Here is a 20627-nt window from a genome sequence, read left to right as displayed (position 1 = left end):
CAAGGGCAAAAAGATGTCAGGCTAGGGAAGCGAAGGGATCCTACGGCCTATGAATTTTTTGGGCATTGGGCTGCCAGAAATGCTGGTTATCTTTGCAGTGGCCCTCTTGGTGTTTGGGCCGCGCAAGCTGCCAGAGGTGGGTCGTGCCCTAGCTAAAACCTTGCGCAGCCTACAGGATGCTGCTAGAGAGTTTGAGACGCAGTTAACTCAGGAAGCCCAGGAGCTGGAAAAAGCTGCCCGCGCCTCTGCTTCCCAGACAGCAGCTGCAGCTTCGCCCAAAACCAACCCAGTCGCCACCGCCGAGGCAGCTGCAAAACCGGTAGCTGCGGCAGAGCCCGGGGCCCCTGCAGACAACAACCCGCCGACAGCGGATGCTGCCTAGCTTCCTCGCTTTGACCTGGAGATCCCTCGCCTTTTTAGGCAGGGGCGGCCATACTTCGTTCCAGGGATTGAGGCTGCTGTCCCGCTTGCTCTTGTTCAAATCCTAGGGTAAAAGGGCTGAGTTTCCTTTATGCCCACGGCCACTTTGTTGGTCTCTTGTCCCGATCAAAAAGGGCTGGTAGCCAAGCTCTCCAACTTCATCTACAGCGACGACGGCAACCTTCTTCACGCCGACCACCCCACGGATCTCGAGGCAGGGCTGTTCCTGAGCCGCCTCGAGTGGGATTTGGAGGGCTTTCGGCTGGAACGATCTCCGGCATTGCCCGCGGCATCCAGGCCAACTGGGAGCTGCATTTTTCCGACACCCGCCGGCGCATTGCGGTGGGGGCCAGCAAGCAGCCCCACTGTCTGTTGGATTTGATCTGGCGGCAGAGGGCTGGGGAGCTGCCGGCGGAGAAGCAACCACCCCAACTGCTCCTTCGGCATCGATGTTTCTCCGGAGAACAAGGCCGAGCATGCTGCAGGAGTATCGCATTGACTTGGTGGTGCTGGCCAAATACATGCAGGTCTTGAGTGGGTGGCTGCTTCGCCAGGCGCCGCCGGTGATCAACCTGCCTGCTTTTGCCGGTGCCAACCCCTACCCGCGTGCCCACCAGCGGGGCGTCAAGATCATTGGCGCTACTGCCCACTACGCCCCCGAGGAGCTGGACGGGGGCCAATCATCGATCAGGAGTGGTGCGGGTGAGTCACCGCAACACGGTAGCCGACCTCATTCGCAAGGGCCGCGACATGGAGCGCCTAGTCCTGGCCCGGGCCGTGCGCTATCACCTGGAAAATCGCGTGCTGGTCTACCCCAACAAGCCGGTGGTGTTGCTTAGGGGAGCTGCGCCGTTCCAAGGGATCCCTTCCCCAGCAGGGCGGCGCTCCAGAAAGAGAGCTGCTCTGCCAAACTGGAAAGCAAGAGTAGAGGTGGGATTATGGCCTTCGATTGGTTTCGCCGTCGCTACACCGACTCCAAGGGTGGAGCAGAATCCTCTCCCCAAGACCCTGAGTTGGCGGCCCCCCCAGCGCCAGAGCCGGCAGCCATGTCGCCAGAGGACTACTTGGCCTTTGCCAAGGCCGCCTATGCCAACCTAAAGGCGCGGGCTGCAGCCCAAGCCACTCAAGCAGAGGTTGTCTCCCCAGCCGCCCCAGCGCCAGAATCGCCTGCAAGTAAGGGATCCCAGCCCTCTGCTCCAGAGGCGGCAGCAACTGAGGCGGTCTCTCCCACCTCGCCCCCTGTCCAGCCGGCTGCTGCACCTTCCTTTTTTGATCTGGCTCCTCGCGCTGCCGAGCGCCTGCAGGCCCTTGCAGCTACTGCCATGGAGGAGCCGGAGCCAGGAGGTGTAGCCGCGGTAGCCCCTCCTGCTGCCCCAGCGCCGCAGTCAGCCGCAGAAGAGCTGGTTTTTGACGAGGGCTTTCGCTGGTCAGCCGAGATCCTGGCGGCCCAAGGGCGCAAACCCGAAGAGATCTCCGTAGAAGAGATCTCCTGGCTGCAAAAGCTGCGGCGAAGTCTAGGCAAAACCCGCCTTAACCTCATCAACCAGCTAAAAGCCTTAGTGGGCCGCGGCCCTCTCGACCAGGATGCCGTCGAGGAAATTGAGGCATTGTTGCTGCAGGCGGATGTGGGGGTTGAGGCCACTGAGCAGATCATTCAGGCCCTGCAAAGACGCCTGCGCGAAGAGGTAGTACCCCCAGAGGAGGCGGTGAAGTACCTCAAGCAGCAGCTGCGGCAGATGCTGACAGTGGGGGATCCCACCTTTGCGCCGCAGCGGGGCACGCTCAACATTTGGCTGATCGTAGGCGTGAATGGGGTGGGCAAGACCACCACCATTGGCAAAATTGCCCATGTGGCCCGCGAGTCTGGCTACCAGTGTCTAATTGCTGCCGCCGATACCTTCCGCGCTGCCGCTGTCGAGCAGCTCAAGATCTGGGCGGAACGCGCTGGGGTGGAGGTGATCGCCAACCCGTCCCCCAATGCCGATCCGGCGGCGGTGGTGTTTGATGCCATTACAGCCGCCAAGGCCAGAGGCACCGAGTTGCTGCTGGTGGATACAGCAGGCCGGCTACAAAACAAGAAAAACCTGATGGAGGAGCTGGCCAAGATCCGCCGCATCATCGACAAGAAAGCGCCTGAGGCCAAGGTGGAAAGCCTCTTAGTTTTGGATGCCACCCAAGGGCAAAACGGCCTGCGCCAGGCCCAGGTGTTTGCCGAAGTGGCCAAGCTAACCGGCGTCATCCTCACCAAGCTCGACAGCACTGCCAAAGGGGGGATTGCCCTGGCCATTACCCAGCAGATGCACTTGCCCATCCGCTTTATTGGTGCCGGCGAGGGGCTAGAGGATCTGCGACCTTTTTCCAGCTATGAGTTTGTGGAAGCTCTTCTAAGCGAGTATTGAACCCCCCTGGCCATGCGTCGCCGTCAACTTCTGCCCTGGAGCGCTGCAGTGGTGGCGGCTGGACTGTTGTGGGCTTGGGGCGGATCCCACTGGCTCCAGGCGGGCATGGAGCTGACGCTGGCCAGGCCAATTCAAGATCCAGGAGCACTGCAGGAATTTGTTGCCACCTTGGCCCAGGTGCTGTCGGGGGTGCTGGGCTTCACCCTCTCGGTGGTGGCGATTGTGGTGCAGTTGAGCGCGGATCGCTTTACCCCCAAGGTCACCGAGCTATTTTTGCGCGAGAAGGTCAACTTCTACCTGTTCTTTTTTCTCATCCTGGCCAATGTGGTCAGTTTGTGGAGCTCGATGGCCCTTGGTTTCTTCGACAATCCAAGACTGCTGATCGGGCTTAATTTGCTGCTGGGCACGGCCTCGTTTTTGCTACTGATCCCCTACTTTCGCTTTGTGTTTCACTTCCTGCAGCCAACTTCGATTGTCCGCCGCATCAAACAGCAGGCACAGCAGGCGATTCTCAGATCCCTGGCTTCCCGGCCTGCCCAGTTCCTACTTGCCAGACGACCTTTGGGCCCCGAGCAGGCCTGCCCCTCTGCGCCAGAGCCTTACTCGACAGCCCAGCAGCGCTGCCTGGCGGCTCTAGATGAGATCAAAACCATCGCCACCAGTGCTCTGCATCAGCAGGAGGGGGTTATCCTTCTAGAGGCCTTGGATAGCCTGAAGGCCCTGTGGCTATTCTATGCCGAGCACAAGGCCCACCTGCCCTGCTCCTGGTTTCTCCTGACCCCCGCGCTGCGGCGGGATCCCGACTTTGCCTCGGTGGATGAGCGGCTATTGAGCCAGATTGAGGCGGAGGGATCCTGGCTGGAGCTGAAGATCCTGCGGCAGTATCAGGCTCTGTTTGCCGAGGGGCTAAATGGCATGCGCCAGGTGAGCACCCTGGTAGCTATCCACACACGGGATCTGGGGATCCGGGCTCTGCAAAGCCAACAGCTTCGGCTGGTGGAGTGGGTAATCAAGTTTTTCAACACCTACCTACGGGCCGTCATCAACGCACGAGATATCCGCAGCGGCTACAACCTGCTCAAGCAGTACCGTCTGCTGGCCGAGGCTGCTTTGCGCCAGCGGCAGCCGGCATTGGTTTTGCAGATAGTTAGCCATTTTCGCTACTACAGCCTGGTGGCCTACAAGGCCGGCCTCTTTTTCCTCTGCGAAACCTTTGGCTTTGACCTGGGCGTTTTGGCCCAACTGAGCTGTGCGCTGCAAGCGGAAACAACAGAGGCCATCCTGCAGGTCTTGTTGCGCCTAGATCAAGACCCGGAAAGCGAGCAGCAGGAAGCCACCCTACGCGGGATCCGCAAAACCCAAGTCCGCTTGGCAGCCTATTTCCTCAGTTGTGGCCGGGAGGATTGGGCGAGGCTGATCTATCAGGACATGCAGCACGAGCCCTTGGCCCGCCTGCAGATTATCCGCCAGGAGCTGCTCTCTACGGCGGCAGAGTTTTGGGAATTTACCGACCGGGGGGAGAACTTCTACTACCTGGAGCCCGCCCTGCAACCCTATGCCGAGCAGTTTTTTGGCTGGTTCCAGGGACTGACCTCACTGGTAGATGGGCTAGAGAGTACCTCTGGATCCCTGGAGCTTCCCTAAAAAAAGCCAGATCTCTTTCCGCAGAGTCTAGTCTGGTTAGAGCCGCCACTGGCTGCTGTTTCAGAGGGCTTGTCTCATGCGTCCTTCCGGCAACCCCAACCGTCTAAGCAGTGCTTCTTTTGTCCAGTTTCGCCGCGACCCAAACCTGCTGTCCTTTTGGGGCCTGAGCCTGTTGATCACGGGCCTGGCGGTGCCCCTGTTTGTGCTTTCGGGGGCGGATCCCAGCTTGGCTGGCTGTGACGAGAGCTTTTATGCCCAGATGGCCCGCGAGCTGCTGCGGGGAGGCAACTGGCTGGGGCCAACTTTTCTGGGGGAGCCCTTTTTTGAAAAACCTCCCCTGCTTACCTGGAGTGTGGCCCTCAGCTTTGCCCTCTACGGCGTAAACGAGTGGGCGGCGCGGCTGCCCGGGATCCTAGCGGCTCTGCTTTCTATTCCCCTCATTGGCTGGATTGGGCGGGCCTTTTTGCCAACCCGGGCAGCCCTGCTGGGCATGGCGGTTTTACCCCTCTGCTACCTCTGGGTGCAGCAGGGACGGCTGGTGGGGCAGGACGTGCCCCTAACCTGCCTAGAGCTCTTGGGGATCCTGGCCCTAGTCAACGGCAGCCGCGGCCACCGGCGCTGGTTTTGGTTGGTGGGGGTAGCCTTTGGGCTGGGCCTCTTGATGAAGAGTGCCATGATCCTGCTGCCGGCGGTTGCTTTGATCCCCTACCTGTGGCAGCAGCGGCGGCACTGGCTGGGATCCAGCTCCTTTTGGCTGGGGATGTTGCTAGGCTTGGGGATCTTTGGCCTCTGGCTGGTGCCGGCTATGGGGGTGTATGGCGCAAAGGTGCTAGCTGCCTTGGTGGGGAAGGTATGGGATCTGGGGCGAGAACCCTTCCATGCCGATGCCACCGGCTGGTACTACTTTTGGCACCTCCCGATCCACGGCTTCCCTTGGACGGTTTTGGCCTTGGTAGGAGGCTGGCTGCTGCTGCAGCAAAAGCCGGGATCCACCCTGCTGGTTTGGTCTTTCCCCCTGCTGCTGTTTTTGCTCTTGCAGCTCTACCCTACCAAAACGCCCTACTACACGGTACAGCTCTATCCCTGGCTGGCTCTCCTGGCAGGAGTGGCCCTGGATCAAGCTCTGCCGTTTCCGCTCCGCACCGGCTCGGTGGCAACAGCGGGACGAGGTTCTTTGCGAGACAGGCCCCACCTGGCCCAGGTGCTCTCCTGGGGGCTGGCGGCGGTGGGGACCCTGCTTTTGGGTTTGGGAGTGGCCGTCAGGTGGGACGTCGAGGGACTGGAGCTGCTCCAACCCCACGCCTGGTCGTTGGTGGCCATTGGTCTGTTGTATCTGCTCTTGCCGGCAATCTGGAGCTGGCGGCGGGTGCTGCACTATGCTGGTGAACTCTGGGTGGGTACGCTCCTGGTTGCCAGCCTCCTCACCATGGTCAGCATTGTTCTGCGGCCTGACTTTGGCAATTTCAATCCCGCCTTCGCTCAGATGGACTGGAAACAGATGCTGGGCTCTGCCGACCCCGATTTTCCCGTGGTAGACATTGGCCGCAGCGGCCTGGCGGATGTTTGTCAGGCCCAGGCCCTCGCCTTCTACACCCCTAACCCCGGGCGATGGGTGGATAACCAGGCCCTACGGGCAGGGGAACATGGGGATTACCTCTGGGTCTCCCCTGTCCAAGCTCAGCAGCTATCGCTCCAGGAGCTGGGGCTACAGCCTTTGGCTGAGGTGGAGGGCTGGCAACTGGTGCGCCGTTCGAGTTAAGCCAGCGGCAAGCTTTCCCCCTCTCCCTAGCGAAATCACAAGCTGCTGGGCTGGCGTTTAACCGAAACAGCCCAGGCAACCTAGAGAAGGATCCCGTCAACTTTTCTTCCTTCCCCCTCGTGGCGAGGGCAGCCGCTTCCCAAGGGCCGAAGCCAGAGACGCTTTGCTATGGGCAAGGTCGGATTCGAACCGACACGGTTTCCCGCCGCATTTTGAGTGCGGTGCGTCTACCAGTTCCGCCACTCGCCCAGCTGGATCCATTATCGTACTGAAGGGACAGAGCCCCGTCAACTTTGCTGCCCCAAGCTGTCCGATAGGGGATCCCCGCCGATGTTGGTTAGTCTGACTCCGGCCAAGCCCCCGCAATCTGCCCGATACTCGGCACTCTTTTGGGGCATTCTAGGTCTAGAACTAGCGATTTGCAAGGGATCCCCCATGATCCGACTTTTGGTGGCTGCTGCCGTGGTGCTGGTGGGCTTTCTGCTGGTCAACCGCCTCTACCGCAATCCGCTGAGCTCGGAGCCGAGGCCGGAACAGGCCAGCCCCGAGGCCGCCCAGCAAGGGATCCCTCAGGGAGGGCCACTGCAGATCTACCAGTCGCGGGAACAGCTCCAGCAAACCCTCAACCAAGGGGCCACGGCCACGCAGCAGCAGGTGGAGGCCCTCGAGCAGTCCTTGGGGAATTGAGTTGGGGCTTGCAAACAGGGCTGCCGTCTGGCTTGACGGTGGGGCCGGGAAAGCCCGCACCCAAAGTTGTCAGAAGGCTCGAAGCTCACTCCTCAGTGGGAGGAGGGATCCCCAAGAAAGCAGCCAGAGCAGCGAAGTGAAGGCTTGGGCAGATTCCCCAAACGCGCTAAAGTCGAGAATGCTGCAATTTTAGATAGATCCTCCATGCGGATCCCTCCTGTTCCCCCAGAAAAAGCCGATAAGCAACTGCAGAAGGTTTACGAAAGCCTGGAGAAAACCTACGGCACTGCCCTCAACCCGCTACAGGTGATGGCCCATAAGCCGCAACTGATGCGGGCAGTGATGAACCTTTACGGGGCGCTGCAGACGGAAAACCCCAACCTGCCCGCGGAGCTGAAAGAACTGGTTAGCATCCGCATTGCCCAGATCAACGGCTGCCGTCACTACTGCCTGCCCTACCACACCCTGCAGGCCCAAAAGTACGGCGTCTCGCCGGCCAAAATTGCAGCGGTAGCCCAGGCCCGCACCAGCACCCTTTACACCGAGGCGGAAAAGCTGGCCATTGAGTACGCCGAGCGGATGACTGTGCCTAGTATGGTGGTAACCGACAGCTTCTTTGCCCGTCTCAAAGCCATTTGGTCGGACGAGGATCTGGTGGAGCTCTCGGCCTGGATTGGCTTTATGAACTTCTGGACCAAGGTCATCGCTGCTTTGGATGTGCCCTTGGATCCCATCTTTGCCGAGCAACTTCGTGCTTCCTAGCCAACAGCCAGTGGCCGGAACCCCCCATCTTGCTGGGAGAAAGGCAAGCAAGGCTCCCAACCCTGCCCTAAGCCCAGTCATCCCGTGTGCTGAAGCTGTGGCCATACACCTGGCCGCGAGCGTGGATCTGGCGGGTGCGGGCAAATAACTCTTCTTCACTTAGGCCCCACTGTTCCAGGATCTGATCCAAATCCCGCTGCAGATCCCAGGCACCGGGGAAGCCGCAGTAACGGATGCGCAGACGGGCTACTTCCGCCAGGGCCCAGTCGGAGGGAGGGTTGGCCATCAGCTCATTGAGGAGAGCTCGATCGGTATGGTATTGCGGATGTTGCTGCTCGCCTCGAGAGAAGCCATCGGCAGGGGAACCGGTCATCGCCCTTCCTCCTTTTTTCCCTACTCTAGCCAAGCTCAATGGCGAGGATTGGGATCCTTGATGTCTACAGCCACCGAGAAAAAGTAGGAAAGCCGCTATACTGCAAGTGTTGCAGAGTATAAACCTGAGCTGCGGAGGTGGCGGCCATGCCCATGCCCATGATCGAGACCCGTACCGATCGAATGCTGCTCAACTTTGGGCCCCACCACCCCTCTATGCACGGGGTCTTGCGCTTGCTGGTTACCCTTGATGGCGAAAACATCGTCGACTGCGAGCCCGTGATTGGCTACCTGCACCGCGGCATGGAAAAAATTGCCGAAAACCGCACCGTGGTGCAATATCTGCCCTACGTCTCCCGCTGGGACTATGGGGCCGGCATGTTTAACGAGGCCATTACTGTCAACGCCGTCGAGAAGCTGGCCGGGATCAGCGTGCCCAAGCGGGCCAGCTACCTGCGGGTGATTATGCTAGAGCTGACCCGCATTATCAACCACCTACTCTGGTTTGGCCCCTTCTTGGCAGACTTGGGTGCCCAAACCCCCTTCCTCTACGCCATGCGGGATCGGGAGTGGATCTTGGACCTCTTTGAAGCCGTCACCGGCATGCGCCTCATCAACAACAACTACTTCCGCGTTGGGGGCGTAGCGGTGGATTTGCCCTACGGCTGGACGGAAAAGTGCCTCGATTTTTGCGAGTACTTCCTGCCCAAAGTGGATGAGTACGAGCGTCTGGTCACCGACAACCCCATCTTCCGCCGCCGCCTGGAAGGGGTGGGCGTTATCTCCAAGCAGGACGCCATCAACTGGGGCCTCTCGGGGCCGATGCTGCGCGCCTGCGGCGTCAACTGGGATCTGCGCAAGGTAGATCACTACGAGTGCTACGACGACTTCGACTGGGAGGTGGCGGTTTACCCCGAAGGAGACTGCCTAGCCCGCTACCGAGTGCGCATGAAGGAGATGCGCGAGTCCTGCAAAATTGTCCAGCAGGCAGTGAAGGCCCTGCCCGGCGGTCCCTTTGAAAATCTGGAGGCCAAGCGCATGCTGGAGGGGCCGAAGTCAGAGTGGAACCAACTGGACTATCAGTTCATTAGCAAAAAGCCCTCGGCCAACTTCAAGATCCCTAAAGGGGAAGCCTACGTGCGAGTGGAGAGCGCCAAAGGGGAACTGGGCATTTACATTGTTGGCGACGACAGCGTCTGTCCTTGGCGCTGGAAAATTCGTCCGCCTGGCTTTGTTAACTTGCAAGTTTTGCCTCAGCTGGTTCGGGGCATGAAGGTGGCCGATATGATTGCTATTTTGGGCAGCATCGACATCATCATGGGGGAGGTGGATCGCTAAAATACTGCTAGGAAAGCGAGGACAAAGGCGATGGCCTGGGCGATCCTGGTTCTGCCGCTTCTGATCGTTGTAACTATTGCTGCAATTATCGGCCCCAAGCAGTGGGCCAAGTACCAAGAAGAAAGGCGTCGCCGTGCTGAGCAGCTCTCCGATGCCCGCCTCCAGGCCATCATTGAGCAGGAGCTACGCCGCCGCTACCGTCCTCCCCAGTCGGATCTCAACAATAAGACCTAGTCAGGGATCTTAGGAAGCTACTTCACTCCATGACCACTACTGGTATTGACTTACAGCGCAGCTTTGAGACCGCCTTGCAAAACTTGGGGCTGAGTCCAGGCGCTGCCCACGCTCTGTGGATACCTCTGCCCATGTTACTCATGGTCATCGCTGCCACCCTGGGGGTGATGGTCATGACGTGGTTGGAGCGCAAAATCTCGGCGGCAGCCCAACAGCGAATTGGCCCCAACATGGCCGGCCCCCAGGGGGTACTGATCCCGATTGCTGATGGCATCAAGCTGCTGACGAAGGAGGATGTGCTGCCCAGCCTGGCTGACCCGGTTTTGTTCACCCTGGGGCCGATCCTGGTTTTCTTACCGGTCTTTTTGTGCTACCTGGTGGTTCCCTTTGGCCAGAACCTGTTGATCTCCAACATTGCCATTGGCGTCTTTTTCCTAATCGCCACCTCCAGCGTGCAGCCCATCGGCTTGTTGATGTCCGGCTACGGCTCCAACAACAAGTACTCTCTGCTGGGGGGGCTGCGGGCGGCAGCTCAGTCAATTAGCTACGAGCTGCCCCTGGCCCTGTCGGTGCTGGCAGTGGTGCTGATGAGCAACGGCCTAGACACCGTGGGGATTGTGGAGCAGCAAAGCGGGCTGGGGATCCTCAGTTGGAATGTCTGGCGGCAGCCGATTGGCTTTGTCATTTTCTTGATCGCGGCCCTGGCAGAAACGGAGCGGATCCCGTTCGACTTGCCGGAGGCAGAGGAAGAGCTGGTGGCTGGCTACCACACCGAGTACTCCGGCATCAAGTTTGCCCTGTTTTACCTAGGCTCCTACGCCAACTTGCTGCTGGCTTCCCTGATGGCGGCGGTGTTGTACCTGGGTGGCTGGTCGTTTGTGGTGCCGGTGGAGACGATTGCCGCCTGGCTTGGGATCCCGTTGGACAACCCCTTTTTGCAGATTGGCGCGGCGGTCTTAGGGATTCTCATGACGATGGTCAAGGCTTTTATCTTTGTGTTCTTGGCCATCCTCCTGCGCTGGACAGTGCCGCGGGTGCGCATTGACCAACTGTTGGACTTGGGGTGGAAATTTCTGCTGCCTGTCTCGTTTGTGAACTTGCTGTTGACGGCAGCCTTGAAACTTGCCTTCCCCGCCTTTTTCGGGGGTTGAATGAGAGTACAAGAGAGAGGAAAGCGACTATGACTTTTCTAAAGCGAGTTGGCGAATACGTAAGCGACGCTTTCAAAGCAGCCAAGTACATCGGCCAGGGGATGGGGGTGGTTTTCGACCACATGAACCGCCGGCCCGTAACTGTTCAGTACCCCTTTGAGAAATTGATCCCCTCCGAGCGCTTTCGGGGACGCATTCATTTCGAGTTCGATAAGTGCATTGCCTGCGAGATCTGTGTTCGGGTTTGCCCCATCGACCTGCCGGTGGTGGACTGGGTCTACAACACCGAGCTGAAGAAAAAAGAACTCTATAGCTACAGCATTGATTTTGGAGTGTGTATTTTCTGTGCCAATTGCGTCGAGTTTTGCCCCACCAATTGCCTCTCGGTTACCGAAGATTATGAGCTAGCCACCTACGACCGCCACGAACTGAACTACCACCAGGTGGCGCTGGGCCGTCTGCCTTCCAAGGTCACGGAAGATCCGATGGTGACGCCGCTGCGGGAGTTTGCCTACTTGCCCAAGGGGGTGATCGATCCCCATGAGCTGCCTGCCGGATCCCAGCGGGCTGGCAAGCGACCGGAGGAGATTCTGGCGGAGATGAAAGCAGCTAAGGAAAAAGAAGCAAAAGCTGCTACAGAACAGCCCGCCTAGCAGGAGCAGTCAAGTCATAACCAGTCTCTGTGAACAAGAAAATACCTGACCGCTACTCATCTTCACCCTAAACGGCAGCCATTGCGCCAGCAGGCCAGAGGCCCTGTCCAGGCTAGTTTACTGAGATAGCTGGACCGAAGTTGAAGTAGGTAGTGCTGCCAGGGTTGGTGGTGTTGTCAAAGGCGTTCAGAGTCGTCCCGCCCACCGTGATTGGCTGCGGCGAGGGGATGGCGGGCGTTATCCGGATCTGGCCACCGAAGGGGATGGTGAAGGGCTCAGGGAAGGTGGCCACGTTGCCTGCCACTGAGGTGGAGGTGGCGATGACCGTGCCGTCGGCCAGGCGGATGGTGACTATCGCGCCGGCAGGCAGCCCCGGAATGGTGACCTGCAGGCCTGCAGGACTTGGAGTTGGTGTCGGCGTAGGCGTGGGTGTGGGCGTGGGCGTAGGTGGAGGTGTCAGTGTCGGTGCCGGGGGAACTGTGGGTGTTGGCGTGGGCGTTGGCAGGGGTGTCGGCGTGGGTGTGGGCCTTGGCGTCGGCGTAGGCGTGGAGCCTGTGCCAATCCTTTCAGCAAAGTTGCCCTGGAAGCCGTTGCCAGCCAAGTAAGCGGTAGCTACTGCCGCTGGCGTGCCAGGGGCCACCTGAATGGCTACCCCCGCGCCCTCGCCCCGGGCTAGGAACGTATTTCCGGCAATGGTGCGGGCTTGGGTTCCTTGCAAGATGCGAATGCCGACGCTGCCGGCTATCCTGCCCACAACAATCCGGTTGGATTGAATGATCGGAACTGATCCGGCTCCATCCAGTTGGATCCCAGTGGTGGCGCCCCTAGCTGTCTGGCGAGCCTGCAGCGCCAACCCAGCAGTCGTAGGTGGATCCCCCTCGATTTGGTTGTTGCGGAAAACCCCGCCGGAGTTGTCACTGTAGCGAACCCCCAAAGCCCCCAGAGCTTGCAGAAGGATTGCGTTGTTCTCCAGGAGCGGATTACTCCCTGGCACAGTGCCAACACCTACGCCTCCTGTCTTGCTGACAGTGACCGAGATGCTGGCGACGCGACCATTGCCCGAGATCTGCACACAGGGATCCGAAAACTGCTGGCAAAAAACCTGGGCCAATTGGTTGACAGCTCCCTCCAAAACGGCGGCATTACCGTTGACCAAGATGTTGGAGCTGGGGCTATTGAGGGTAACCTTGCTTGGCTGAAAGGTGCCATCGTTTACCTGAATCTTTCCGCCTTCCAACACCACCTCCACCCCTTGCAGGCTGGTTTGGCTAGCTACGATGACGTTGAACAACCCGGCCAGAATCTCGTAGGCAGCAGAGCTGGTAATCCGAATCCGCCCGCCATTGGTGCCGTCACCTCCATCCAGGGCCAGGTTCTTCTCCAGTCTCTCCTTGCCCGCTCCCAAAATCTCAATCAGCACCTCCAGGCCGGCTGTAGCACTTTGCAATCGCTGCGCCTCTGCCACGGCATCGGCCAACTTAGTGAAGGGGCCCTTGGCCGGATCCACCCTTAGAATGACAGGCTCCCCAGTCGGCGGCGGCAGAGGAGGAGAGTTGCCCGCGCCTCCCCCACAGCCGAAAGCGATCCCTGCCAACAGAGGCAGCAAGAGGGAACGGGTTCGCCAGGTGGAGCCGTTTCTAGGAAGGGATCCCTTCATCATTGGAAAATCCTTGGCAAATTCCTATCAGTCAAACCTATCAGAAGGGCAGACACCTGGAGCCCTGATAACCCCCTAGGATCTAATCCTCGTCCTGCACCAATTACAAGTAGCCCAGGGCAGAAGCTGAGCCGGTATATCCTGAGAAGAAAGCCCAGATGGGGTTACAGATGGCCATGGCCTCTTTCGTTCGCTCGATTACACCCCAAGAACTGGCCGCCCGCCTGCGCGATCCGGAGGCCGGCCCCCTGCAACTCATCGATGTGCGGGAACCGGCAGAGCTGGAGCTGGTCAACCTCAGCGCCCTTGGCTTTCGCCACTACCCCTTGAGCTGTTACAAAGAGTGGAGCGAGCGAATCTTGAGGGAGCTGGATCCCCATTGCCCAACCTTTGTCCTCTGCCACTATGGGATCCGCTCTGCCCAGGTGAGCGAGTGGTTGCAGGCCAACGGCTTTACCCAGGTCTACAACATTAGCGGTGGCATCCACGCCTGGGCCCTGGAGGTGGATCCCACCCTGCCCACCTATTGAACTTCTACAGCGTCAGGGATCCCACCTTTTGCTCCAACAACTGCGCTAGATCTTGCAAGAAAGCTGCGGCGTGGGCACCGTAGATGACGCGGTGGTCACAGGTAAGGTTAACCTGCATCTGGGAGCGGATGGCGATGGCTCTTTCCGGCGTGGCCACCACGGTGGGGCGAGCAGCACCAATGGCCAAGATGGCCCCTTGGTTGGGGGGCAGGATGGCGTCGAAGCGATCCACCCCAAACATGCCCAGGTTGGAGAGGGTAAAGGTGCCGCTGGTGTACTCCTCCGGCTGCAGTTGCTTGCGCCGCGCCCGCTCCACCAGATCCTTCCAACGCCGTGAGAGTTCGTACAGGTCAACTCGGTTGGCCTGTCTGAGCACAGGGGTAATTAGGCCCCCATCTTCCATGGCCACCGCCACGGCGATGTTGATGTCGGCTTTGTAGTGGATCCCGTTTTCGGTGTAGCTGGCGTTGAGGAGGGGGTGCTTTTCGAGAGTGAGGGCCACAGCCTTGACCAAAAGGGCCGTCAGCGTTACCCCCTTGGGCTTCACCTGTTGGTAAAGCTGATCCAGGCTGTCGGTGGTGATGGTGTAGCCGACGTGGAACACCGGCACGCCCAAGCTGGCGTTCATGTTGCGCACCACCGCCGCCTGCAGGGTGCTCAGGGGAACCACTTCTCCCAGGGGCGCAGAAACGGGGGGAGGAGTGACCGAGGAGGGAGCTGCCACCCGCGGGGAGGCAGCCTGAGCTGCGGCCCGCTCCACATCTTCGGCTACGATGCGCCCACCAGGACCGGAGCCGCGCACCGTGCGCAGGTCAACCCCCAGGCTTTCTGCCAATTTTTTCGCCCGTGGGGAAGCCAGGATGCGCTGGGATCCGGCTCCGTCGGAGCCACTTGGGGGCGCGGAGGGGGGGCTTGCTGCAGGCGCAGGGGTTGGCCGTTGAACGGTGGGGACAGAGGCCGCGCTAGGGGTAGCCGCCGGCGCAGCACCCTTAGAGAGGGCCTTGGCTCTCTCCTGGGCCTCGGCCAGCTCCGCTTCGGTTTCAGCAATGAGGGCGATGGGGGCGCCCACCGGCGCCGATTCCCCGGCTGGGATGAGGATGCTGGCCAGAATGCCGCTGTGGAAGGACTCCACATCCATGTCTGCTTTGTCCGACTCCACCACCAGGATGTTTTCCCCTTTCTCCACTCGGTCGCCGGGGTTCTTCAGCCAGGCAACGATCTTGCCCGTTTCCATGGTGGAGCTGAGGGCCGGCATGGAGAGTTCGTGGATCATGGCGGGGGTGGCAACACAGCAGAGAAGATTGTAACCCAGCAGACGGGATCCCGGCGCAGTCCCCTGGGCCTAGTGGGCGCCGGCAGCTTCCGCCTCGGCCACCACCAACAGGGTTTTCAGCAGGGAATCGGGGTTGAGGCTGATGGAGTCGATCCCCTGCTGCACCAGAAAGCGGGCAAAGTCAGGGTAGTCGCTGGGGGCTTGTCCACAGATGCCGATCTTGCGCCCGTGGCTTTTCACCGTCTGGATCACCTGGGCGATCATCCGCTTGACGGCCTCGTGGCGCTCGTCAAAGAGATGGGCCACCAGGGCCGAGTCGCGGTCCAACCCCAGGGTGAGCTGGGTGAGGTCATTGGAGCCGATGGAGAAGCCGTCGAAGATCTGGCAGAACTCGTCGGCCAGGATGACGTTGCTGGGCAGCTCGCACATGACGTACACCTGCAGGCCATTTTCCCCTCGCACCAGGCCGTGGCGGGCCATCTCCTCCAGCACCTTGTGCCCCTCTTCGGGGGTGCGGCAGAAGGGGATCATCAAGATGACGTTGGTCAGGCCCATCTCGTCCCGCACCCGTTTCATGGCCCGGCACTCCAGCGCAAAGCCATCGCGGTAGCGGGGATCCGTGTAGCGGGAGGCGCCCCGCCAGCCAATCATGGGGTTTTCCTCGTGGGGCTCATAGCGGGATCCGCCCAGCAGGTGGGCGTATTCGTTGCTCTTGAAGTCCGACAGGCGCACAATCACCGGCTTGGGGTAGAAGGCAGCGGCGATGGTGGCCACCCCCTGGGCCAGCTTGTCTACAAAGTACTCCGGCTTGTCGGCATACTGGGCGGTGAGCTCCGCCAGGCGCGGCTCCTCCTTGACCGCCTCGTTGTAGTGGATTAAGGCCAGAGGGTGCACCTGGATGTGGTTGGCGATGATGAACTCTAGCCGCGCCAGACCCACGCCGTCGCAAGGGATCTCGCTCAGGCCAAAGGCTTTTTCCGGGTTGCCCACGTTCATCATCAGTTGGGTGCGGGGGCGGGGCAGCTCCTCTAGCGGGATCTCCGTCACCTCATAGGGCAATAGACCAGGATAGACGCGCCCTTCCTCCCCTTCGGCGCAGGAGACGGTGATGGGATCGCCGGAGCGGAGCACCTGTGTGGCGTTGCCGCAGCCAACAATGGCCGGGATCCCCAGCTCACGGGCGATGATGGCCGCATGGCAGGTTCTGCCCCCCTGGTTGGTGACGATGGCGCTGGCCTTTTTCATGATTGGCTCCCAGTCGGGATCGGTTTTCTCCGTCACCAGCACCTCGCCAGCCTGGAACTGATCCGAGCGGCGCACATCCAAAATGACGCGAGCTGTGCCCTGGCCGATGGCTTCCCCCACCGCCCGTCCCCGCACCAGGGGGTCGGGGCGCGCCTCCGTCTGCGTAAAGCGGTAGGTCTTGAGGCGGTTGGTGGCCTTTTGGGATTGCACCGTCTCGGGGCGGGCCTGGACGATGAACAGCTCGCCCGTGATCCCGTCTTTGGCCCACTCAATGTCCATGGGGGTGAAGCGGCCCCGCAGCGCCGAGTAGTGCTCCTCGATGAGGCAGGCCCAGCGAGCCAGCTCTAGGATCTCGTCGTCCTGCAGGGCATATTGGCGGCGCAGGCCCTCGGGGACGGGCACGTTTTTGGTGGAACGGGATCCCTCCTCGTCGTAGACCAGCTTCAGGGCCTTGCTGCCCAGCTTCCGGGAGAGGATGGGGCGCAGCCCCTGCTTTAGGGTAGGTTTGAAGACCACGTATTCGTCGGGGTTGACGATGCCTTGCACCACGTTTTCCCCCAGCCCATAGGCAGCGGTGATCAACACCGCGTCTTTAAAGCCCGTTTCTGGGTCGATGGAGAACATCACCCCCGAACAGGCCAGGTCGGAGCGCACCATCTTCTGCACCCCCACCGAGAGGGCCACCTGGAAGTGGTCAAAGCCCTTGATCTGGCGGTAGGAGATGGCCCGGTCGGTAAACAGGCTGGCAAAGCAGCGGTGGCAGGCATTCAGCACTGCCTGGATCCCGTGCACGTTGAGGTAGGTCTCCTGCTGGCCGGCAAAGCTGGCATCCGGTAGGTCTTCTGCTGTGGCGCTGGAGCGCACCGCCACATCGGTATCGGGGCCGTAGCGCTCGCACAGCTTCTGGTAGGCTTCGCTGATGGCCTGCTCCAACTCTGGGGGGAAAGGCGTCTGCAGAATCAAGGTGCGGGCGGCTTTGCCCCGCTCGCGCAGGTTCCGCACATCCTCGATATCGAGGTCTTTGAGGATCTCCCGCAGCTTCTCCTCGAGGCCGCCTGCAGCGATGAACTGGCGATAGGCATGGGCAGTGGTGGCAAACCCCAGGGGCACGCGGATTCCTTTGGGGGTCAACTGCTGCAGCATCTCTCCCAAGGAGGCGTTTTTCCCACCCACCTGGGCCACGTCCCGCAGCCCCACCTCTGTGAGGGGCACAACCAAGGGTGGCTCTGAGCCAAGCTGGTGGTGAGAGGATCCCAGCGCTACTCCATCCGACATGCCTTGTCTCCTTATGCCCATCAGAGCAAGCGTGAATTAGTTGTGGGTAGCAGAAAGACCTTTTCCAGCCAGGATCTGGCCTGGCTTTAAGGAGTCTACCCCCACTAGTGTACTGAGGGTTTTCCTGGGGCTAGAATCCCGGCACAACGCCCCTAGAGACGGCTGAGATGGGGAGGAGACAAAGGCAATCTCGCTAGGATCCGGCTGAAAAAGCTGCCACAAATCTTCGCCCTTTTTTACCTAATGCAAAAGAACCGCTCTGCCACAATGTTTTCAAAGCAGCAGTTTGCGGAAACAGGGCAAATGGAAGGCCCCAGGGATCCGGCGGCAGCAATTCGCCAGGTAAGAGTGACGGAAAAACAGCAGGGCTTGCGGCTGGATCGCGGGTTGGCAGAACAACTGCCGGATCTGTCGCGCTCGCGCCTGCAGCAGCTCATTCGCCAGGGCCAGGTTTGGCTCAATGGGCGGCCCTGCCTGGATAAGGATCGCCCCCTGCAAGCCGGGGATGAGATTGAGGTGCGGATCCCGCCAGCCACCCCTACAACTCTGGAGCCGGAGCGGATCCCCTTAGACATCCTCTACGAAGATGAGGATCTGCTGGTCATCAACAAGCCGCGCGGTCTGGTGGTGCATCCTGCTCCTGGACATGCCAGCGGCACGCTGGTGCACGCATTGCTGGCCCACTGTCCTCGCCTTTCCGGGATCAACGGCGAGCTGCGCCCAGGGATCGTCCATCGCCTCGACAAGGACACCACCGGCGCCCTGGTGATTGCCAAACACGATCAGGCCCACCAGCATCTGCAGGCCCAGATCCAGGCCAAGACGGCTCGGCGCATCTACCTAGGGGTGGTGTTTGGCCGGCCAGCCCAGAGCCAAGGCACGATCTCTGCCCCCATTGGCCGCCACCCGGTGGAGCGGCAGAAGATGGCGGTTTTGCCTCCCGGCCAAGGGCGAGCGGCGGTAACCCACTGGCAGGTGCTGGAGCGATTGGGCAACTACACCCTGATGCAGTTTGAACTGGAGACCGGCCGCACCCATCAAATTCGGGTGCATGCCGCCCACCTGCGCCTGCCCATTGTTGGGGATCCCCTCTATACCCAGAGCAAAACCAGCCCCGTCAAACTCAGCGGCCAAGCTCTCCACGCCTGGAAGCTCTCCTTTGTCCACCCGCGCACTGGCCAGCCGCTGCAGTTTACTGCCCCCCTGCCGGAAGAGTTCGAGCGGCTGCTGCGGCAGTTGCGCAGCCAGGTTGGGTAGGGATTCAAGCTGCCAAGGGTTGCAAAAAGCTAGGACAGGAAGGTCAGCGTTCTTAAACAGAAGCTAACCCAGTTTTTACCAGCCCACAACCTCAGTTCAAGCCCAAAGATGCTTGACTGGGGGCAATTGGCTATGGTTGCGGCTGCTGGCGTTGCGGAGGCTAGCCTTATGAGTTCCCTGAGTTCCCGTCGCTTTTTCCTGCAGTTGCTGATGTTTGGCGGTGGGGCAGCCGCCCTAGCCGCCTGTGGGGGCACCTCCAGTTCCTCTATCCCGCCCCTGGGAGAGCCGGGATTTCCCCAGGGGGTGTTTGCCGGGGATCCCACCTCCGAGGGGGCGGTGCTTTCCACGCGGGTGGTGCCGGCCAGCAGCGTGGATACGGTGCCTGTGACGCTGCAGGTGGCGGAAAATGCCGAGTTCAACCCCATTCTGCAGCAGGTTGCGCTAACTGCCCGCCGCGTGGCCGGTCGCAACTACCGCACCGAGCCGGGCGACTACATTGCCCGCGCCGTTGTTACGGGCCTGAGGCCGGCGCAGCGCTATTTCTACCGTTTTGTTAGCGACGGGTTTACCAGCCCTGTGGGCCAGTTCCGCACCCTGCCGGCTCCAGGCGATGGGCGGCCCATCCGCTTCTTGCACATTAGCTGCGCCAACGAACCTCCTTTCCCCATTGGGGCGGCCCTGTTGGCAGAGGTTAACCGCGGCGATATTGATTTCATCGCCTTCAACGGCGACACCGTTTATGCGGATCGCTTCTGGCTGGGGCTGGATCCGGTACCGACGCTGGAGTTTTACCGCAGCCTCTATCGGGATCAGCGGGATCCCCAGTATGCCGGGCCGGAGTTTGCGCAGTTGTTCGGTCGCACCTCCTTTGTCGTTAACTGGGATGACCACGAGGTGATTGACAACTACAGCGGCCAGAAGGCCCGCGGCGGCCGCGCCGTCCAGCTCAACGACACCACCGGGCAAACCCGCGATGTGGAAGATCTCAGGGTGCTGGGCTACCAGGCCTTTTTTGAGTACAACCCCATCACCCCCAACTTGACGGATGTACCGGGGGTAGATAGCCGGGATCGGGTGTTTCGCAGCTTCCGCTACGGTGCCAACGCCGAAGTCTTTATCCTCGATCTGCGCCAGTACCGCGACTTGGCTGCTGCGACCCCCATCCTGCCCATTTTGCCCCCTGGCCTGACCCGGCAGCGCTTTTTGGAACTGGCCGGCCTCCGCCTCACGCCCGAGCAGGAGACCCTCTTCTTCGGCCCGCCGGGATCGGAAGAGGCGCTGTTTAACCTGCTGCGCCGCACGCCGCGCATTCTTTTGGGAGAACCCCAAAAGCAGTGGCTGTTCAACGGCCTGCGCAGCTCCACCGCCACCTACAAGTTCATCGTCAGCGAGTTTCCCATCACGGTGACCTATTTCCGCTCCAACGATGTTTGGGAGGGCTACTGGCTGGAGCGGCAGGAGGTGATCGACTTTATTGAGCGCAACAACATCCGCAACGTGGTGTTCCTGAGTGGCAACAACCACGCCGGCTTCATCGGCCAGGTCAACCCCGGCAGCAGCAACCCCATCTGGGAGGTGTGGACTGGCCCCACCGGGCGCAGCGTGACCGCCTTGAGCATCGACGAGCTGGGCAGCCAACTGGGGATCCCCAACGCCAGCCGCCTCTACTACCGGATTGTGAATGGCTTTCTCGCCCCTGTGAACCCTGCCAATCCAGAAGTGAGCGGGATCCCTGGCGTCACAACCGGCAACCTGCGCTTTTTGGAGCTGGCGGTGCCCAACTACACCGTCATCGAAGTCTCCGGCAGCCGCTGCACCCTTCAGGTCAAGGGCCCCACCGGCAGTGTCCTCACCGATCCCCTGGGGCGCCGCGGAGAACTGGTGCTGCCCCAGTGAGTCAAGGGCTTTGGGCAGGTTTTCTCAGTCTCATTCTGATCGAAATTCAGGGATCCCTGCGCAAGTTGGGATCCC

The 20627-nt window shown here is 60.6% G+C and carries 17 protein-coding genes, 1 tRNA gene and 1 pseudogene; 14 read left to right on the top strand and 5 right to left on the bottom strand.

The features are described from left to right. The first annotated feature begins 49 nt into the window (after positions 1-49). The 5 genes and pseudogenes from NW830_RS01290 to NW830_RS01270 all read left to right on the top strand — a co-directional run bounded on the left by NW830_RS01290 (position 50) and on the right by NW830_RS01270 (position 6222). On the top strand, positions 50-382 hold the full coding sequence (locus tag NW830_RS01290; RefSeq protein WP_414359626.1) for a TatA/E family twin arginine-targeting protein translocase: 333 nt from the start codon (positions 50-52) through the stop codon (positions 380-382). Positions 383-511: 129 nt separating this feature from the next. Then, positions 512-1257, top strand: a pseudogene (locus tag NW830_RS01285) (formyltetrahydrofolate deformylase); the annotation flags it as partial. Between the two features lie 101 nt (positions 1258-1358). Then, positions 1359-2819, top strand: coding sequence for a signal recognition particle-docking protein FtsY (ftsY, locus tag NW830_RS01280; protein ID WP_414359627.1), 1461 nt, complete (start codon positions 1359-1361; stop codon positions 2817-2819). A gap of 12 nt (positions 2820-2831) precedes the next feature. Beyond that, positions 2832-4463, top strand: a complete 1632-nt coding sequence (locus tag NW830_RS01275) for a DUF2254 family protein (RefSeq protein WP_414359628.1) — start codon at positions 2832-2834, stop codon at positions 4461-4463. Between the two features lie 76 nt (positions 4464-4539). Beyond that, positions 4540-6222 carry an ArnT family glycosyltransferase gene (locus NW830_RS01270; RefSeq protein ID WP_414359629.1) on the top strand — a complete coding sequence of 561 codons (1683 nt, stop codon included), beginning with the start codon at positions 4540-4542 and terminating at the stop codon, positions 6220-6222. Positions 6223-6391: 169 nt separating this feature from the next. Here the strand turns inward: NW830_RS01270 and NW830_RS01265 are convergent. Next, positions 6392-6471, bottom strand: a tRNA-Leu gene (locus tag NW830_RS01265). A gap of 186 nt (positions 6472-6657) precedes the next feature. Here NW830_RS01265 and NW830_RS01260 point away from each other — a divergent pair. After that, the gene (locus NW830_RS01260; protein WP_414359631.1) at positions 6658-6909 is read left to right on the top strand and encodes a hypothetical protein; all 252 of its coding nucleotides are present in this window, start codon (positions 6658-6660) and stop codon (positions 6907-6909) included. A 204-nt stretch (positions 6910-7113) separates the two neighbouring features. Beyond that, positions 7114-7671 (top strand): carboxymuconolactone decarboxylase family protein, encoded by a 558-nt coding sequence (locus tag NW830_RS01255; RefSeq protein WP_414359632.1) that lies wholly within the window; start codon positions 7114-7116, stop codon positions 7669-7671. A 67-nt stretch (positions 7672-7738) separates the two neighbouring features. Here the strand turns inward: NW830_RS01255 and NW830_RS01250 are convergent, their stop codons facing one another. Next, positions 7739-8044 (bottom strand): DUF3288 family protein, encoded by a 306-nt coding sequence (locus tag NW830_RS01250; RefSeq protein WP_414359633.1) that lies wholly within the window; start codon positions 8042-8044, stop codon positions 7739-7741. A 152-nt stretch (positions 8045-8196) separates the two neighbouring features. Between NW830_RS01250 and NW830_RS01245 the strand changes: the two genes are divergently transcribed. The 4 genes from NW830_RS01245 to ndhI are packed head-to-tail and all read left to right on the top strand — an operon-like array spanning position 8197 to position 11419. Continuing rightward, positions 8197-9381, top strand: coding sequence for an NAD(P)H-quinone oxidoreductase subunit H (locus tag NW830_RS01245; protein ID WP_414360059.1), 1185 nt, complete (start codon positions 8197-8199; stop codon positions 9379-9381). A gap of 30 nt (positions 9382-9411) precedes the next feature. After that, a complete protein-coding gene (locus NW830_RS01240) occupies positions 9412-9615 on the top strand; it encodes a hypothetical protein (protein WP_414359634.1) in 204 nt (67 codons plus the stop codon). Positions 9616-9644: 29 nt separating this feature from the next. After that, entirely contained in the window at positions 9645-10766 is a 1122-nt protein-coding gene (gene nuoH, locus NW830_RS01235; RefSeq protein WP_414359635.1) for an NADH-quinone oxidoreductase subunit NuoH, read from the top strand. Positions 10767-10795: 29 nt separating this feature from the next. After that, positions 10796-11419: an NAD(P)H-quinone oxidoreductase subunit I gene (gene ndhI / locus NW830_RS01230; RefSeq protein WP_414359637.1), complete on the top strand. Its 624-nt coding sequence runs from the start codon at positions 10796-10798 to the stop codon at positions 11417-11419. A gap of 112 nt (positions 11420-11531) precedes the next feature. Here the strand turns inward: ndhI and NW830_RS01225 are convergent, their stop codons facing one another. Continuing rightward, on the bottom strand, positions 11532-13079 hold the full coding sequence (locus NW830_RS01225) for a right-handed parallel beta-helix repeat-containing protein (RefSeq protein ID WP_414359640.1): 1548 nt from the start codon (positions 13077-13079) through the stop codon (positions 11532-11534). 167 nt (positions 13080-13246) lie between these two features. On the opposite strand from NW830_RS01225, the gene NW830_RS01220 reads away from it, so the two are divergent. Then, positions 13247-13606: a rhodanese-like domain-containing protein gene (locus NW830_RS01220; RefSeq protein WP_414404518.1), complete on the top strand. Its 360-nt coding sequence runs from the start codon at positions 13247-13249 to the stop codon at positions 13604-13606. A gap of 4 nt (positions 13607-13610) precedes the next feature. Here the strand turns inward: NW830_RS01220 and NW830_RS01215 are convergent, their stop codons facing one another. Together NW830_RS01215 and ppsA are read right to left on the bottom strand one after the other, a co-directional pair. Further along, positions 13611-14879: a dihydrolipoamide acetyltransferase family protein gene (locus NW830_RS01215; protein WP_414359643.1), complete on the bottom strand. Its 1269-nt coding sequence runs from the start codon at positions 14877-14879 to the stop codon at positions 13611-13613. A gap of 69 nt (positions 14880-14948) precedes the next feature. Beyond that, positions 14949-17399, bottom strand: coding sequence for a phosphoenolpyruvate synthase (gene ppsA, locus NW830_RS01210; protein WP_414359645.1), 2451 nt, complete (start codon positions 17397-17399; stop codon positions 14949-14951). Between the two features lie 303 nt (positions 17400-17702). On the opposite strand from ppsA, the gene NW830_RS01205 reads away from it, so the two are divergent. Continuing rightward, on the top strand, positions 17703-18656 hold the full coding sequence (locus NW830_RS01205) for an RluA family pseudouridine synthase (RefSeq protein ID WP_414404517.1): 954 nt from the start codon (positions 17703-17705) through the stop codon (positions 18654-18656). A gap of 168 nt (positions 18657-18824) precedes the next feature. Next, positions 18825-20552 carry an alkaline phosphatase D family protein gene (locus NW830_RS01200; protein WP_414359648.1) on the top strand — a complete coding sequence of 576 codons (1728 nt, stop codon included), beginning with the start codon at positions 18825-18827 and terminating at the stop codon, positions 20550-20552. The last annotated feature ends 75 nt before the right edge of the window (positions 20553-20627 follow it).

This window comes from Synechococcus sp. OH30, from assembly GCF_047462175.1.
GTDB lineage: Bacteria > Cyanobacteriota > Cyanobacteriia > Thermostichales > Thermostichaceae > Thermostichus.
This window is presented reverse-complemented; position numbering and strand designations above follow the sequence as displayed.